Origin of the sequence: Deinococcus wulumuqiensis R12 (genome assembly GCF_011067105.1) — a bacterium.
GTDB lineage: Bacteria > Deinococcota > Deinococci > Deinococcales > Deinococcaceae > Deinococcus > Deinococcus wulumuqiensis.
The window spans coordinates 2,317,311-2,332,776 of sequence record NZ_CP049357.1; the positions used below are offsets into that span (position 1 = coordinate 2,317,311).

Sequence of the window (15,466 nt, forward strand, 5' to 3'; positions counted from 1 at the left end):
GCCGTATATTTGCTTAAGTCGACGACAGAGAATCACTCCACCAAGCCGGTAGCTCTAGGCGTCAAAGACCATTAAACCTGCCTGTCATTGCTCTGAATCCCGTTCCTCAGCGCCGCCCCGCCGCTTCCCGGCCTGCCACGCTCAGCCCGGCGTATTTGACCAGCAGGCGCTTGTAGCCGTGACCGGGGAAATACACCAGCACCTCGCGGGCATCTCCCTGGCCGGAGCCTTGCGTCAGGATGCCTTCGCCGAATTTGGCGTGCGAGAGGCGCAGCGGGGCCGTAGCGCTGACCGCCCGCTGAATCTCGCGGCTGGGGATGCCGAGGCGGGCGCTGACTTCGGGCAGCGAGAGGCCGTGCAGGTCGAGCAGTTCGCGGGCCTGCTGCGCCCAGTCGCCGGGCAGGGCCGGGGCCACGTCGGGTATGGCCTCGCCTTCTGCGGCGGGCGCGGGCTGAATCCCCAGCAGATTCTGCAAAAAGAGCGCGGTGGCCTCCTTGTCGGTGGGGCGGCGCTCGCCGCTGGGCAGCAGGGGCGAAAAGCAGCGGCTGACCGCGATGCATTCGTAGCAGCCCTGGGGAGACGTGCAGCAGGTCTTGGTCGCCAGCACGTGCGCCCGGCGCAACAGGTCGTCGAGTTGCTCGAAGGCCCGGCGCGACACGCCCAGCCCACCGCGCCAGTCGTCGTAGAGGAAAAAATAGGTGTCCTGGCCCTCCCGAAAGGCCCCGGCGAGGTCGCCCTCGTCGCAGGCCACGCGCTCGGGAATCAGCTTTTGCAGCAGGTGCTTGAGGGTATGCGCCACGGCGGTGGGGCGCTCGGTGCTCGCGGGGTTCAGCCCCACTTCCAGCGCCGAGGTGCGAAAGGGCGGCAGTTCGATGGGGTCCTCGTAGAGATGCTCGCTGAGTTTCTGGTCCTGCATTCTGTCCTGAATGCGGCTGCCACAGGTCGCGCAGACCCGCTCGAAGGGCAGCGGCTCGCGGTCACAGCCGGTGCAGACGCGCTCGAACACCTGCCGCATGACCGTGTAGCCGGTGTAGACGCGCTGCACCACGACTTCGCCGTGCCGGTAGGCCAGGGGGCCACGCCGCACCCACTCGCCCATCTTCACCGGGCGCACCTGCGTGGAGTACAGCCCCCGCGTGAACAGGTCCGCCGCCAGATGCTTTTCCACGACGATGGCCGTGCCGCGCGGCGTTTCTTCCCAGCGCCGCACCCGGTAGCCCTGGCCGTCGAGGGTAAACACCGCGCCCGCGTGTTTCTCGGTCAGGGCGTAGTGCTGGCTGGGCGACTCCAGCGGCGCGTCGAAGGCTTTCAGGCCCCTGTCCTGCCAGTCTTTTTCCTCGATGACGGCGAAGGTGGCGCTGCCCTCGCCGCGCAGGGTCCAGTAGTTCGGCCCCGGCTGCGGCAGCGCGGGCAGGCCCGCCGCCCGGAATTCGGCGTTGCGCCGCGCCTGATGCCGGGGGGCCAGATACGGATTTCCGGCCTCCACCACCGCCTTTTCCAGCGGCCCGGTGAGCAGCTCGCGAAAGTTGCCGAGGTTGGAATAAAAGGCGTCCACGGGCTGCGGCACGCCCTGTTCGTTCAGCGCGGGCAGGTACAGCACCAGCCCCGGCGCGACCCGTCCGGCGCGGCCCGCCATCTGCCGGAAGGCCATGCGCGAGCCGGGATACCCGTCGATAATCACCACTTCGAGGTCGCCGATGTCCACCCCGGCCTCCAGCGCGTTGGTGGCGAACATCACGCCGCTGCTGGCCCGCCGGAACTCGCTGAGGCGGCCCTCGCGGTCACTCGTTCCGGCCATGTAGAGGTGGACATGCGGCGCGAAGCGGGACTGCCCCCGGTAGGTGGAGTACAGGCGCGCCGCGCGTGAGCGCCCCCGAAAAAAAGCCAGCACCTTGAGGCCGTGGTGGATGCTGGCGCTCACCACGCTGTCCCAGAAGCGCCGGGGCTGGCCCCTGTGGTCGGCGAGGTAATAGCGCTTGCCGTGCCGCGCCGCGCCGGACTCACCCACCTGCTCGGCCTCCACGCCGATGAGTTCACGCGCGAACTCGGCGGGGTTGCCGATGGTGGCGGTCGAGAGCACGACCTGCGGATTCGCTCCCAGGGCGCGGGCGAGGTCGAGCAGACGCCGCAGCATCCCCGCCACTTCCGACCCGAAGCCGCCCCGGTAGGTGTGGGCCTCGTCCAGCACCACGAACTCCAGCCGCCGCAAAAAGTCGCGCACGGCGGGCTTGTCGAGCGACCAGTGCAGCTTGTCGGGCGTGGCCGTCACCATCCGCACTTCGGGCCGGAACACCTCGGCGGGCTGCGAGTTGCCGTGAAACGCGCCGATGTCCCAGCCGAACGCCCCCTTTTCCCGGAAGGCCCGCAACTTGTCGCGCTGATCCTGGCCGAGCGCAACGAGCGGGTAGACGAACAGCGCGGTGGCCTGTGGCTTTTGCTCCAGCCGCTCGAAGACCGCCGGAAAAAAAGCGCCCGTCTTGCCGCTGGCGGTGGGCGTGGTGATGATGACGTTCTTGCCCGCGTGCATCAGGCGGTAGGTGTCGGCCTGGTGCGCGTAGACCTCGGGAAAGCCGAAGCCGCGCTGCACGGCGGGCGACCAGCCCAGGCTCGCCGCGCTGACTGTCCGGGCGGCCTGCACTTCTTCCTCGTGCAGCAGCGTGGCCCCCCCGCCCAGGATGTCCCGCAGGAACAGTTCCAGACGGGCGTAGGGGGAGCGGGCGGGCAGCATCCGGACAGTGTAGGGCGCTCAGGTCATCCGGGGGGTGATTTCGGTCAACCTTCGACCTCATACGGATTCCGCTTAATTCCTGCACAGTCGGGAAAGCGCCGCCTGTGCATCCATATCGCGTAACCCGTATTTTTTCCTACTCGCATCCGCTCGGATTGAATCTGAAACGACCAGATTCAATCGGAATCCGTATCAGTCAACGGGCGACCTCAGTCAACGGGCCACCTCGCTCAACCGGCCACTTTGCTCAACGGGCCACCACATGCCCCTCGCCGCGCACGCTCAGAAAGACCTGTGCCCCCTCGCCCAGCGGCTGCGGGGCCAGCGTGTGCAGCGCCACGTCCTGCCCCCCGGCCAGCCGCAGCACGTAGCGGGTGTCGCGCCCGCCGAACTCGCGGCTGAGCACTGTGGCGGGCGTGCCCTGCGTCCCGAAGGCGAGCTGTTCGGGGCGCAGGCTGACCATCACCGGCCCCTGCGCCGGGCGGGTCAGACGCACGCGGCCCAGGGGCGTTTCGGCCCACTCGCCCTGCGCCGTCCCGGACACCAGATTGCTGCCGCCCAGAAAGTTGGCGACAAAGACCGTGCCGGGGCGGGCATAGACCTCCTCGGGGGTGCCGAGTTGCTCGGCCCGGCCCCCGCGCATCACGGCCACGCGGTCACTGAAGGCCAGCGCCTCCTCCTGGTCGTGGGTCACCAGAATCGCCGCCGTGCCGCTGCCGCGCAAAATCCCGCGCACGTCCTGCCGGGTGGAGTGGCGCAGTTGCGCGTCGAGGTTGGAAAAAGGCTCGTCGAGCAGCAGCAGCGCCGGGCGCGGGGCCAGGGCGCGGGCGAGCGCCACCCGCTGCTGCTGCCCGCCGGAGAGCTGGTGCGGCATCCGCTGCTCGAACACCGTGAGGCCGACCATCGCCAGCGTTTCACGGGCGCGGGACAGCCGCTCGGCGCGGGGCAGATGCCGCAGCCCGAACAGCACGTTGCCCAGCACGCTCAGGTGCGGAAACAGCGCGTAGTCCTGAAACACCAGCCCCACCCCACGCCCTTCCGGGGGCACGAGGGGCCGGGTCATCTCGCGCCCGGCGATGACGATGGAGCCGCTGTCCGGCGTTTCCAGTCCGGCAATCAGGCGCAGGGTGGTCGTCTTGCCGCAGCCCGAAGGCCCCAGCAGCGTGAGCAGTTCGCCCGGTTTCAGGGCCAGGTCGAGGCCATCCACCACGGGTGACAGGCCCGGCCCGAAGCGTTTGGACAGGCCCGACACGACGAGGGGAGCGGGGGAAGAGGAGTGGGTCATGAGCTTTCCTTTCAACGTTCCCGCCGCAAAATCAGCAGGGTCAGCAGCGCGCCGCTGAGCACCAGCGCCAGGGCGTAGGGCGCGGCGGCGGCGTACTGGGCTTCTTCGGTATAGGTCCACACGCCCCGGGCCAGCGTCTCGAAGCCGATGGGCGCGAGCAGCAGCGTGAGCGGCAATTCCTTGAGCACGCTCAGGAACACGAAGGCCCCACTCGCCAGCAGGCCGGGGCGCAGCAGCGGCAAAGTGACCCGCCACAGGGTCTGCGCGGGAGAATAGCCCAGCACCCGCGCCGCCTCTTCCAGCCGGGGCGTGGCCCGCACGAGTCCCGAGCGAATCGGCCCGATGGCCTCGGCCACGAAATGCAGCGTGTAGGCCGCCAGCAGCAGCCCGAACGTCTGGTACACGCCCGGCACCACCTGCAGGGTGAAAAACACCAGCGCCAGCGCGAAGGCCAGCGGCGGCGTCGCGTAGCCCAGGTAGGCCGCCCGCTCGGTCACCCGCGCCCAGCGCCCCGCCTTGCCTTCCGCCCCGTAGCGACTGCCGATGTAGGCCAGCGGAAACGCCAGCGCCGTGGTCGTGAGGGCCGCCAGCGACGCCGCGCTCAGGGCGGTGCGGGCCGCGTCCCACAGCGAGGCCCAGGCGTAGGGGTTGCCCTGCGACTCCTGCACGGTCAGCCGCAGCCAGTACAGCACCGTGCCCACCGGCACGACCAGCGCCGCCGTGCCCAGCGCCAGGACAAAGGCCCAGGCCGCAAGCGCCCAGGCCCCCAGCCGCAGCCGGGACGGGGGACGAGGGGCGGCGGGCGACACCCGCGCCAGCCACACGCCGCGCATCAGCCGGGCCTCCAGCCACAGCGCGGCGGCGGTCAGCACCAGCAGCAGCAGCGCCAGCCACGCCGAATACACCCGGTCGTAGGCGGCGGTGTACTGCTGATAAATCGCCGCGCTGAAGGTGGGGTAGCGCATCAGGGACACCACGCTGAAGTCGCCCAGCACGTGCAGCGCCGTCAGCAGTGCCCCCGAGAGCCACGCCGGACGCAGCGCGGGCAGAGTGACCTGCCAGAAGGTCTGCCAGCGGCTGCGCCCCAGCACCCGCGCCGCTTCTTCGAGCGCGGGGTCCACCGTTCTGAGCGCCGATTGCAGGTTCAGAAACAGGTACGGAAAGGTAAACAGGGTCAGCACGCCCAGCGCCCCCCAGAACCCGCCCGGCGTGGGCAGGCGCAGCCCCAGCAGCGTGTCCAGGGTGCCGCCGCTGCCGGTGGCGGCAATCAGCGCGTAGGCCCCCACATACCCCGGCAGCGCCAGCGGCAGCACGCCCAGCAGCAGCAGCAGACGCCGGGGCCGGAAGTCGGTGCGGGTCGCCAGAAACGCCAGCGGCAGGCTCAGCAGCGTGGTCGTCAGCAGCGTCGCCAGGGTGAGCAGCAGCGTATTGAGCGCCAGTTCCAGATTGCGGGGCCGAAACACGATTTCGCGCAGTTCCTCGCTCTCGGCCCCCAGCGCCCGCAGCACCAGATACAGCAGCGGCAGCCCGACCCCCAGCACCGTCAGCAGGGCGGGAAACAGCAGCAGAGGAGGCGGGCGGCGCATCAGGTTCAGGAGGATAACAGAGGAACTTGGTCGGAATTGTCCTGGGACAGGCAGAAAAAACGCCAGCCCCCACAGGACCGGCGCTTAGAGCAGTTCTCCGAATGAAGTGATGCGGGGTGCCGTTCCGCGCATCACTTCATTCTCTCCTGCGGACTCGCAGAGCTGTCCCAGTCCGCTCGCCAAAAAGACGTTACGTCTTTTTGTCAAATGCTTTAGAGAGGGAAAAAATCAGAGCAGGCCGACTTCACGCAGCAGCTTCTGCGCCTTTTCGATGTTCTTGGGCAGCACCGAGGGCGAGAGCTTGGGGCTGCGCTTGACCACGTCGTTGTAAGGCAGCATGGTCGAAGGCTGGATGATGTTGCCCACCACCGGGTACTCGAAGTTCACGCTCAGGAAGAAGGTCTGGGCGTCCTTGCCGGTCAGCGCTTGAAGGAAACGCAGCGCGGCGGCGCGGTTCTTGCTGGTCTTGAGGAGTGCCGCGCCCGTCGCGTTGCCGAGGTTGCCGATGTCGCCCGCCTTGAAGAAGTGCGTGTCGATGGGGTAGTTCAGGCGATTCACGCGCTGGACATAGTAGTGGTTGGTGAGCGCCACGTCGATTTCACCGGCGCGCATGGCTTCGAGCATCCCCACGTTGCTGGTCTTGTAGTCCTTGGGGTTCAGGGCCTTCATGCCGATCAGCCACTGGCGGGTCGCCGCCTCACCGTGCTTGGCGATCATGCCGCCGAGGAAGTCCTGAAAGCTGGGGTAGCTCACGGTCCAACCGATGCGGCCCTTGAGGCTGGTCATCTTGGGCAGGTCGAGGATGCTGGCGGGCAGTTGCTCGGGCTTGACCTTGTTCGTGTTGTAGGCGAGCACGCGGAAACGCACGGTGGTGGGCACCCAGTCCTTGCTGTCGGGAACGTAGTCGTCGCTCACGTTGCGGAAGCTGGCCGTGCCGAGCTTGGAAAACAGGCCGCTGTCCGACAGTTCTCCGAGCGCGCCCACCGAGTTGCCCCAGAACACGTCGGCGGGGCTGCGCTTGCCTTCTTCGCGCAGCGCGGCGACCAGCTGGGCGTCGGTGCCGTAGCGCACGTTGACCTTGATTCCGGTCTGGCGCTCGAACTGCTGCACCACCGGGTCCACGAAGGTCTTGGCGCGGCCCGAGTACACGGTGAGGGTGCCCGCAGCGAGGGCGGACGAGGCGACAGCGAGGGTCAGGGTCGAGAGCAGAAAACGGCGCATGGAGGAATCCTAAGTAACTGACTCGGGTTAGTCAATATTTCCAGCGTCGCGGAGGTCAAGCACCTTGGGACAGTCGAGGGACCTTCGGCACAGACGGCGCTTTTGCCCGGTGCTACCCTCGGTCCATGACTGCTCTCGACGCCGCTTCCCAGGTCGCCCCCGCTTCCGTCGCTTCGGGCAGCGCGGCGGGTCCGGTGGCCCTGGACCTGACCGCGCTGGAGCGGGCCGAGCGCGGCGAGCGGCTGAGCGCCGGGGAACTCGAAAGCCTCTACCACCTGCCCCTCCCCGAGGTGGCCGCCGTCGCCCACGACCTGCGGATGCAGCGGCGCGACCCGGACGTGGTCAGTTTCCTGATCGACCGCAACATCAACTACACCAATGTCTGCAACGTGGGCTGCAACTTCTGCGCCTTTTACCGCACCAAGCGTCAGCCGGACAGCTACACGCTGGACTACGAGCAGATTTCGCACAAAATCCGCGAGCTGGAAGCGGTGGGCGGCACCCGCATCCTGCTGCAAGGCGGCGTGAACCCCGAACTGGGGCTGGACTACTACACCGGGATGCTGCGGCACGTCAAAGCCCACCACCCGACCATCCAGATCGACGCCTTCTCGCCCGAAGAAGTGCTGTTCATGGAAAAGACGTTCGGGCTGAGCCTCGACGAACTGCTCGACACGCTTATCGAGGCCGGACTGGACGGCTTGCCCGGCGCGGGCGGCGAGATTCTGGAAGACGACGTGCGCAAGAAGGCCGCGCCCGCCCGCATCCGTTCGGACGACTGGTTCCGGATTATCGACGCGGCGCAGCGCAAGGGGCTGTACACGATTGCCACGATGGTCATCGGCTTCGGCGAAACGTATGCCCAGCGGGTCAGCCACCTGCTCAAGATTCGGGCGCAGCAGGACAAGGCGCTGCGGGAGTACGGCGGCAACGGCTTTTTCGGCTTCGCGCTGTGGACGCTGCAAACCGAGCACACCCGCCTGCACGGCAAGGCCCCCGGCGCCACCGCGCACGAGTACCTTCAGCAGCTCGCCGTCGCCCGTATCGCGCTGGACAACCTGCACAATCTGCAGGCGTCGTGGCCCGCGCAGGGGTTCAAGGTGGGGCAGGCCGCGCTGTACTACGGCGCCAACGACCTCGGCTCCACCATGCTGGAAGAAAACGTGGTGTCGGCGGCGGCGGGGCACGACCGGCACCGGGCCACCGTGCGCGAACTGATTCGCATTTCGGTGGACGCGGGCTTCAAGCCGGCCATCCGCAACAGCCGCTTCGAGATTCTGAATTACCCCGACGTGGAGGCGTTCCTGAGCCGTTCCGCCGAGAATCCCGAGGGGCAGCGCGGGGTGGGCGCATAACGGCGGCCCTGCGCCTGAGCGGGCTGTCCAAGGCGTTCGGCAACGTCCAGGCGGCGCGGGACGTGTCGTTGACGGTGGACGCGGGTGAAACCCTGGCCCTGCTGGGGCCTTCGGGCTGCGGCAAAAGCACGGTGCTGCGCGGGGTAGCGGGCCTGGAACACCCCGACAGCGGGCGGGTGGAGGTCGGCGGACGCGACGTGACCGACCTGCCCCCCGAAGCGCGGCATATCGGGCTGGTCTTTCAGGACTACGCGCTGTTTCCGCACCTGAGCGTGCTGGGCAACGTGGCTTACGGCCCCAGGGTACGCGGCGAGCGCCGGGCACAGGCCGAGGCCAGGGCGCGTGAAGCCCTGGCGCTGGTGGGCCTGCCCGAACTGGAACAGCGCCTCCCCGCGCAACTGTCGGGCGGGCAACAGCAGCGGGTGGCCCTGGCCCGCGCCCTGGCGACCCGTTCGCCGCTGCTGCTGCTCGACGAGCCGCTGAGCAACCTCGACGAAAAGCTGCGCACCGAACTGCGCCACGACCTGCGCGGGCTGTTCGGGCAACTGGGCGCGGGCGTGCTGCTCGTCACCCACGACCAGCGCGAAGCCCTGGCCCTGGCGCACCGGGTGGCCGTCATGCGGGCGGGGCAGGTGGTGCAGGTCGGGGCCGCCCGGAACGTGTTCGCGTCTCCGGCGACCGCCTGGACAGCGGAGTTTCTGGGCTGGACCAACGTGTTCGCGCGGCCCGGCGGCAGGGCGCTGCTGGTGCCCGAACAGGCGGCCCGGCTGGGCGCGGGCGACCCCACCCCGCTGCTTTCCCGCCAGCCCCACGAAACCGGGGAAACCGTCACCCTGGCGCACCCGCTGGGACCGCTCACCCTGCACCTGAGCGTGCGCGAGGCCGCGCTGCTCGGCGGGGCGCAGCCGGGCGACCCGGTGCGGCTGGCCCTGGAACAGAGCCTGCTGCAAGAGGTGCCGGACGACCGCCAGGACAGGTGACCAGAACAGGTGAGGAGAGGCGAGCCGCGCTTGACCGCGCCGAAGGTGCCCGGCTATACTCTGCGGGCCTGTCGAGACAGGTCTGCCTAGGGATATGGTGTAATGGCAGCACAACAGATTTTGGATCTGTTTGTCTAGGTTCGAATCCTGGTATCCCTGCCAGAAAGTCAAGGAAGCTGGCCTCCTTTACCGGGAGGTCAGTTTTTTTGGTTTCTTGGTCGGGAGGTTGGGGGGCATTTGATACGGCCCGTCCCTCCGACCCGTGAACGGCGCGTCCCGGTCTCATACGGATTCCGCTTAATTCCTGCACAGTCGGGAAAGCGCCGCCTGTGCATCCATATCGCAGAATCCGTATTTTTTCCTACTCGCATCCGCTCTGCTGAGCAGCTTTGCAAGTCGGATTGAATCTGAAACGACCAGATTCAATCGGAATCCGTATCAGGCTATCTTCCCTCCATGTCCGCACCCGCCTCTGCCCCGTCCCGCCTGCGTCTGCGGGTGTCCAAGGCCGCCGAACTTCATGTCCGCGACGGCCACCCCTGGGTCTACGAGTCGAGCGTGCGCGAGCAAAACCGCGAGGGCGAACCGGGCGAACTCGCGGTGATCTACGACCGCCGCGACCGTTTTCTGGCCATCGGGCTGTACGACCCCCACTCGCCGCTGCGGTTGCGGGTGCTGCACACCGGGATGCCGACCACCCTGGACGATGCGTGGTGGGCCGCCCGTCTGGACACGGCCCTGGCCCGCCGCGCCGCGCTGTTCGGGCCGCTGACCGCCTTCGGGGACACCGACGGCTACCGCGTGCTGAACGGCGAGTCCGACGGCTTTCCGGGGCTGGTGGTGGACCGCTACGCCGGGGTGCTGGTCATGAAGCTCTATACCGCCGCCTGGTTTACGCACCTGCGCCGGATGCTCGAACTGTTCGCCGCCCGCGCCCCGGACTTCGCCGTGGTGCTGCGACTGAGCCGCAACATTCAGGCGCTGGCCGCCGACCTGGACCTGCACGACGGGCAGGTGATCTACGGCGACCTCGGCGGCGACGCGGTGGTGTTCCGCGAATCGGGGCTGAAGTTCGAGGCCGAGGTGAGGCAGGGCCAGAAAACCGGCTTTTTCCTCGACCAGCGCGAGAACCGCCGCCGGGTGGAGGGCCTGAGCCAGGGGCGGCGCGTGCTCAACGCCTTTTCCTTTTCCGGGGGCTTTTCGCTCTACGCGGCGCGGGGCGGGGCCAGCGCGGTCACCAGCCTCGACATCAGCGCCCACGCCCTGCGCAGTGCCGAGCGCAACTTTGCCCTCAACCCCGAGCTGAAAGCCGTGCACAGGACCGTGCAGGCCGACGTGTTCGAGTGGCTGCCTGCTTCCGCCAAGGGGGCCGACTACGACCTCGTGATTCTGGACCCCCCCTCGCTCGCCCGGCGCGAAGCGGAGCGCGAAGGAGCGATTCGGGCCTACGGCAAGCTCGCCGAGGGCGGCCTGACGCGGCTGGCCCCCGGCGGCATTCTGGTCAGCGCCTCGTGCAGCGCGCACGTCAGCGCCGAGGAATTCGAGGACGCTGTGATGGGGGCGGTGCGCCGCAGTGGCCGCCGCTGGCGCAAGCTGCTGAGCAGTCGCCACGCGCCCGACCACCACGCCAGCTTTGCCGAAGCGGAGTATCTCAAGGCCGTGTTTTTGCAGCTGGATTGACGATTCCCGTCATTCCCGCCAGATGGCCCACATGGGCGAATCGAGCTGCTCCATCTGTTCCGCGCTGCGCCCGCCCTGCCGCAGCAGGCTCATGACCTGCCCCCGGTGGTGGCTGTCATGGACGATGATGTGCTGCAGAAAGTGGGCGGGGTGGGCCTGATAGGTGCCTTCGCCGTACGGGTCGGGAAAAGTGCGACCCTCCGCCACCGCCGACTGCACCGCCCGCAGCGCGGCCTCGTCGCTCAGGCGGAAGGCTTCGGCCAGTCGCGCGGGGTCGCGCTCGGTCAGGGCGAAGTTTTGCCAGTCGCCCTCCACGACTTCGGGCAGGCCCTGAGCGTCGGCAGGTGAAATCAGGCCCAGCCAGCCGACGCGAAAAAGGGCGAGGTGGCCGAGGTGCCGCCCCACGGTCCAGCCGCCGCGCCCGTCGGAGAGGTCGAAGTCGGCAGGGGTAAGGGCCGAGAGCAGCGCCGCATTGACGCGCCCGTTGCGGCGGTAGGCTTCGAGAAGCAGGTCGGGAAGGGTCATCTGGATTCCGATTGAATCTGAAACTACCAGATTCAATCCGAGCGGATGCGAGTAGGAAAAAATACGGATTCTGCGATATGGATGCACAGGCGGCGCTTTCCCGACTGTGCAGGAATTAAGCGGAATCCGTATCATCTGGTCTCCATCCTGTGCCGCCAACGAGGGCACAGGTTCAACGAAAGTCAGGCGGGTGCGGCAGACGCAGGGGGCAGGCCGCGCTGTTCGACCGGCAGGAGGCTCAGCCCATCGGCGGCAGACCGCTCCGCTCGTAGAAGGCGGGCGGAGTGACACCGAGTTCGCGCAGGTACACGTAGCCCTGGCCCCGGTGGTGAATCTCGTTGTCCATCAGGTACAGCACGCTCGTCAGTGGCGACATCTTGCCGAACGGCGTGTCTCCCGGGGTCAGCCACGTCTCGGCGCTGACCCTGGGCACTTCGGCGTCGAGTTCGGCAGTCAACTTGTCCCACCACGCCAGCAACTCGGCGCGGCCCGGCACGACCCTGTTCTGGTCGGCTTCATCCCAGTGGGGTCGGCCCCTGCGAAACCAGTCGAGCTGGTACTCCACCATCCCGGCCAGTTCGCAGGCCATCGCCTGAAAGGGGCGCATGTCGGGGGCGTGGTGTGTCCTGAAGCCCTCCTCCGGGAAAGCCTCGATGACCCGGCGCGTCAGGTCACGGTGCCCCTGCCAGTAGGTCAACAGGGCGGCGGGCGTGAGCAGTGTCGTTTCGTCGCTCATTTCCATTTCCTCCTTCCGTCCGCAGCGTAGCCCCGATACCTGACAGAACGTGACGTATTTCGGAACTAGACTGGGGCATGTCCGACCTGAAGCTGGTGCTCCACGTCTCCGAGGCCGACCGCTGGCATGCCGCGCTGGGCAACCTCGTCAACCTGACCGCACTGGACGACGTTCCAGACGTGCGCGTGGTGGCCAACGGCTCGGCGGTCTACGTGCTGCAGGGCGAACACGACCAGCTGAGCCACATGGCGAAGGCGGCGGCAAAAGGCGTCGTGTTCCAGGTCTGCCAGAACTCGCTGAAGGCGCACGACATCCCTGAAAAAGCCCTGCCCGAGTGGGCTGCTACTGTCCCGAACGGCGTCCTGGCCCTGGCGGAAGCGCAACAGGGAGGCTTTGCCTACATCAAACCCTGAGGCCTGCAAAGGGTGCGGGCCGTCCAAGGGGCTGAGCGTCAAGCAACTTGGCTCCTTAGACTCTTATACGGATTCCGCTTAATTCCTGCACAGTCGGGAAAGCGCCGCCTGTGCATCCATATCGCGGAATCCGTATTTTTTCCTACTCGCATCCGCTCGGATTGAATCTGAAACTACCAGATTCAATCGGAATCCGTATTAGCAATGGTGCGGACAGTTTTAGGCGGCTTTGACGCCGAGATCAAGCGGTCTGGACGGATGTTTCTCTAATTCGTGGAATCGCGCCTCAAGACCGAGATTGCGAAGAATTCGGCGGGCGAAGAGTTGGTTATAGGCCCGTCGTTTGATGTCTTCGTAGGAGAACGCCATCCGGGCGGCAGGACGCTCCCAGCGTCCTGCCGCTTCAAGTAACGCTTCTGCTCGTCCCATGCTCAGGGCAAAGAAAGCCGCATTCCAGTGGTTTTCCAACGCGACGGTGCTGCGAAGCTGGCAGGTGTTCAACCCCGCGAACTGCTTGGCATCCCGGAAAACGAATTCCAGTCTGAACCGGGCGCTGTAGAGCGCCCGGATCTGCGTTGCCGGTAGGGTTGGGTCAGTGCTGCACAGCACCACGTGCCCCTTCACCTTACCGCGCCCTCCCAGATTCTGGATGACCACGACCCGGAGAAAACGCCCGTAGTGGGGTGCCCACACGACACGTGTCCACACCCGTTCCCGGTCCTCACCAGGCACACTGGCCCACCCATCAAAGTTGATGAAATCGACCTTCCCAGCCCACCTTTGCCGTCCTCCTCGCCGCTTGTGGTGCGGGCCAGTAAAGGGATAAAGCAGGTTGGCGTTGCACTGCATTTTGGTCACGAAGGCATAGCCTTCGCGACTGACGGCGTCCATAAACATCGTCTTGGCATACTGACCATCCGCGACCACCACACGGAGATGTCGGGTTAACCAGGTCCGGCGCTGCTCCAGGAAGGAGACCAGTTGATCCAAGTACTGTTCGAGGCGATCGGCCTTCTGTCCACGCGGCTGAGTTTGCTGCACGTGGACAGGAAACGCGTGATGGCCTGACCAGCTCAGCAGGGCCAGACACGACAGTTCCAACCCAGTTTCGGAACGGTGCGTCGCACCGTTCCAGAATGCCCCCACCCCCGCAGTGTTCTTGCCCGACTTGGGAATGAAGCTGGCATCCAGGGCCAGGATGAAGCGCCCCTCCAACACCCCCAAACACAGGAGGAATTGCAGCAGGCCCCAATGCAGCTCCGCCCAGGGGAGGGCCTTCTGAAACCAGCGACGGAGCGTTCGTTCGTTCCAGCCGCTGTAGCGGCTGAAATTCATGGCATTGACCCGACCGGGAATGGCTTGCCAGAGCGGGATGAGTTTGGCGAAGAAACGGTGTTGGTGGGCGGGCAGGGCGAGAAGGGTCAGCAGAATCGGTAACATTGAAGTAGGTCTCCTGTGCGTGAAGTCGTTTCAACCTCACCGTACCGGAGATCTCTTCTTTACCCCCTCGAAACTGTCCGCACCATTGATTAGAGCAGTTCTCCGAATTACGTGATGCGCGGAACGGCACCCCGCATCACTCCATTCTCCGCCCTGCTCAGTGTTTTGCACTCGCTCTCTGCGAGCTGTCCCAGTCCGCTCGCCAAAAAGACGTAACGTCTTTTTGTCAAATGCTCTAGACACCCATCCTATGACCTACGACCCCTCCCTCCGTGTCCTGACCGTGCTGGAACTGCTCCAGGCACGGGAGGAAGTCACGGGCGCGGAACTCGCGCGGCGGCTGGAAGTCAGCCCGCGTACGGTGCAGCGGTACGTGATGAAGTTGCAAGACCTGGGCATTCCAGTCGAGGGCAAGCGCGGCGTGGGCGGGGCATATCGCCTGAAACCTGGGTTCCGGTTGCCGCCGCTGATGTTTACCGGCGAGGAGGCGCTGAGCCTGGCGCTGGGCCTGCGGGCGCTGAGGCAACTGGGCCTGCACACGCTGGCACCCGCCGCTGAGGCCGCCAGTGCCAAGCTGACGCGCACGCTACCGCACAGCCTGCGCGAAGAGGTGCAGGCGCTGGAAAAAGCCGTGCAGCTTGACGACTCGCCCTGGGTGGTCAGCACCGACGCGGCCACCCTCGCCACACTGCTGCGGGCGGTGCGGGCCAGTCAGGTGGCCGAATTCGCCTACACCTCCAACCAGGGGGCAGTCACGCGCCGCCAGGTCAATGTCTACCGCGTGATGCACGTGGACGGGCGCTGGTACGCGGTGGGCTGGTGTCAGTTGCGGCAGGAAGTGCGTTCTTTCCGCCTGGACCGCATTCGGGAACTGGCCGTGCTGGAGGAAACCTTTACCCCACCGCAGGACTTTGATGCGCTGGCGTACATCCGCTCTCACGCCTGCCACGCGCCCAGCTACGAGGTCAGCGTGTGGCTGGCCGCCCCGCCCGCGACCCTGCGCGGCGCCGTTTCTGTGTGGCACACTGACCTCCGCGCCGAGGGAGAAGGCACCCGACTGACGTGCCAGCGCGAGAATCTGGCGAGTTTCGCTGCTTTTCTGCTCGGGGTGGGGGTGGACTTCCGGGTGGACTCGCCGCCCGAACTTCGCGAGGTGTTCCGGACGCTGACGCGGCGCTGCGCGGCGGCGGGTGCTTATACGGATTCCGATTGAATCTGAAACTACCAGATTCAATCCGACTTGCAAAGCTGCGCAGCAGAGCGGATGCGAGTAGGAAAAAGTACGGATTCACCTCGGGTGCGGCGGCAAATGAGTGTTCAACCGAGGCCCAAACCATGTTGTGGGGGACCTTTTGCTCGGCGCTGTGGAAAGCGGTCGGAAGTGAAATCTATCCGGCGAGGGGGGACATCCACGCGATAACGAGGGCAGGACTGGAAGGCGGAGACCGCTCCCGCGCTCTGCACGGCATTTTTTCCTTCCCACTACCGCGAACCTCGCCGCACCCGAGGTGATTCTG

12 protein-coding genes and 1 tRNA gene are annotated in these 15,466 nt (G+C 66.6%); 6 read left to right on the forward strand and 7 right to left on the reverse strand.

All coding sequences use genetic code 11. From position 1 onward, the window contains the following. Nucleotides 1-106: 106 nt before the first annotated feature. The 4 genes from G6R31_RS11250 to G6R31_RS11265 form a co-directional block, all read right to left on the reverse strand. On the reverse strand, nucleotides 107-2,728 hold the full coding sequence (locus G6R31_RS11250) for a DEAD/DEAH box helicase (protein WP_017870773.1): 2,622 nt from the start codon (nucleotides 2,726-2,728) through the stop codon (nucleotides 107-109). A 247-nt stretch (nucleotides 2,729-2,975) separates the two neighbouring features. Continuing rightward, the gene (locus tag G6R31_RS11255; protein WP_017870774.1) at nucleotides 2,976-4,013 is read right to left on the reverse strand and encodes an ABC transporter ATP-binding protein; all 1,038 of its coding nucleotides are present in this window, start codon (nucleotides 4,011-4,013) and stop codon (nucleotides 2,976-2,978) included. 11 nt (nucleotides 4,014-4,024) lie between these two features. Further along, nucleotides 4,025-5,599, reverse strand: a complete 1,575-nt coding sequence (locus G6R31_RS11260) for an ABC transporter permease (protein WP_017870775.1) — start codon at nucleotides 5,597-5,599, stop codon at nucleotides 4,025-4,027. A gap of 228 nt (nucleotides 5,600-5,827) precedes the next feature. Beyond that, nucleotides 5,828-6,820: an extracellular solute-binding protein gene (locus tag G6R31_RS11265; RefSeq protein WP_017870776.1), complete on the reverse strand. Its 993-nt coding sequence runs from the start codon at nucleotides 6,818-6,820 to the stop codon at nucleotides 5,828-5,830. A gap of 125 nt (nucleotides 6,821-6,945) precedes the next feature. Between G6R31_RS11265 and mqnC the strand changes: the two genes are divergently transcribed. From mqnC to G6R31_RS11285, 4 genes are all read left to right on the forward strand, one after another. Beyond that, nucleotides 6,946-8,175: a cyclic dehypoxanthinyl futalosine synthase gene (mqnC, locus tag G6R31_RS11270; protein ID WP_017870777.1), complete on the forward strand. Its 1,230-nt coding sequence runs from the start codon at nucleotides 6,946-6,948 to the stop codon at nucleotides 8,173-8,175. A gap of 62 nt (nucleotides 8,176-8,237) precedes the next feature. Beyond that, nucleotides 8,238-9,155: an ABC transporter ATP-binding protein gene (locus G6R31_RS11275; RefSeq protein ID WP_017870778.1), complete on the forward strand. Its 918-nt coding sequence runs from the start codon at nucleotides 8,238-8,240 to the stop codon at nucleotides 9,153-9,155. Between the two features lie 88 nt (nucleotides 9,156-9,243). Beyond that, nucleotides 9,244-9,317: transfer RNA gene (locus G6R31_RS11280), tRNA-Gln, on the forward strand. Nucleotides 9,318-9,611: 294 nt separating this feature from the next. Beyond that, nucleotides 9,612-10,835: a 23S rRNA (cytosine(2499)-C(5))-methyltransferase gene (locus G6R31_RS11285; RefSeq protein ID WP_025567344.1), complete on the forward strand. Its 1,224-nt coding sequence runs from the start codon at nucleotides 9,612-9,614 to the stop codon at nucleotides 10,833-10,835. A gap of 9 nt (nucleotides 10,836-10,844) precedes the next feature. Here G6R31_RS11285 and G6R31_RS11290 read toward each other — a convergent pair whose 3' ends face one another. Both G6R31_RS11290 and G6R31_RS11295 read right to left on the reverse strand, forming a co-directional pair. After that, nucleotides 10,845-11,360, reverse strand: coding sequence for a DinB family protein (locus G6R31_RS11290; RefSeq protein WP_017870780.1), 516 nt, complete (start codon nucleotides 11,358-11,360; stop codon nucleotides 10,845-10,847). A 238-nt stretch (nucleotides 11,361-11,598) separates the two neighbouring features. Next, complete coding sequence (locus G6R31_RS11295) at nucleotides 11,599-12,096, reverse strand: DinB family protein (RefSeq protein WP_040384476.1); 498 nt, start codon at nucleotides 12,094-12,096, stop codon at nucleotides 11,599-11,601. A 77-nt stretch (nucleotides 12,097-12,173) separates the two neighbouring features. On the opposite strand from G6R31_RS11295, the gene G6R31_RS11300 reads away from it, so the two are divergent. Further along, complete coding sequence (locus G6R31_RS11300; RefSeq protein ID WP_017870782.1) at nucleotides 12,174-12,509, forward strand: DsrE family protein; 336 nt, start codon at nucleotides 12,174-12,176, stop codon at nucleotides 12,507-12,509. A gap of 219 nt (nucleotides 12,510-12,728) precedes the next feature. Here G6R31_RS11300 and G6R31_RS11305 read toward each other — a convergent pair whose 3' ends face one another. Continuing rightward, nucleotides 12,729-13,949 (reverse strand): transposase, encoded by a 1,221-nt coding sequence (locus G6R31_RS11305; RefSeq protein ID WP_164993981.1) that lies wholly within the window; start codon nucleotides 13,947-13,949, stop codon nucleotides 12,729-12,731. 250 nt (nucleotides 13,950-14,199) lie between these two features. Here G6R31_RS11305 and G6R31_RS11310 point away from each other — a divergent pair, with 250 nt between their 5' ends. Next, a complete protein-coding gene (locus G6R31_RS11310) occupies nucleotides 14,200-15,162 on the forward strand; it encodes a helix-turn-helix transcriptional regulator (protein WP_017872082.1) in 963 nt (320 codons plus the stop codon). Nucleotides 15,163-15,466: the final 304 nt, after the last annotated feature.

Bases quoted from the DNA above. Each gene is read 5' to 3' on its own strand.
- G6R31_RS11265 (WP_017870776.1), bottom strand. From the start codon at position 6,820: ATGCGCCGTTTTCTGCTCTCGACCCTGACCCTCGCTGTCGCCTCGTCC.
- G6R31_RS11250 (WP_017870773.1), bottom strand. From the start codon at position 2,728: ATGCTGCCCGCCCGCTCCCCCTACGCCCGTCTGGAACTGTTCCTGCGG.
- G6R31_RS11285 (WP_025567344.1), top strand. From the start codon at position 9,612: ATGTCCGCACCCGCCTCTGCCCCGTCCCGCCTGCGTCTGCGGGTGTCC.
- G6R31_RS11310 (WP_017872082.1), top strand. From the start codon at position 14,200: ATGACCTACGACCCCTCCCTCCGTGTCCTGACCGTGCTGGAACTGCTC.
- G6R31_RS11295 (WP_040384476.1), bottom strand. From the start codon at position 12,096: ATGAGCGACGAAACGACACTGCTCACGCCCGCCGCCCTGTTGACCTAC.
- G6R31_RS11260 (WP_017870775.1), bottom strand. From the start codon at position 5,599: ATGCGCCGCCCGCCTCCTCTGCTGCTGTTTCCCGCCCTGCTGACGGTG.
- G6R31_RS11305 (WP_164993981.1), bottom strand. From the start codon at position 13,949: ATGTTACCGATTCTGCTGACCCTTCTCGCCCTGCCCGCCCACCAACAC.
- G6R31_RS11300 (WP_017870782.1), top strand. From the start codon at position 12,174: ATGTCCGACCTGAAGCTGGTGCTCCACGTCTCCGAGGCCGACCGCTGG.
- mqnC (WP_017870777.1), top strand. From the start codon at position 6,946: ATGACTGCTCTCGACGCCGCTTCCCAGGTCGCCCCCGCTTCCGTCGCT.
- G6R31_RS11255 (WP_017870774.1), bottom strand. From the start codon at position 4,013: ATGACCCACTCCTCTTCCCCCGCTCCCCTCGTCGTGTCGGGCCTGTCC.
- G6R31_RS11290 (WP_017870780.1), bottom strand. From the start codon at position 11,360: ATGACCCTTCCCGACCTGCTTCTCGAAGCCTACCGCCGCAACGGGCGC.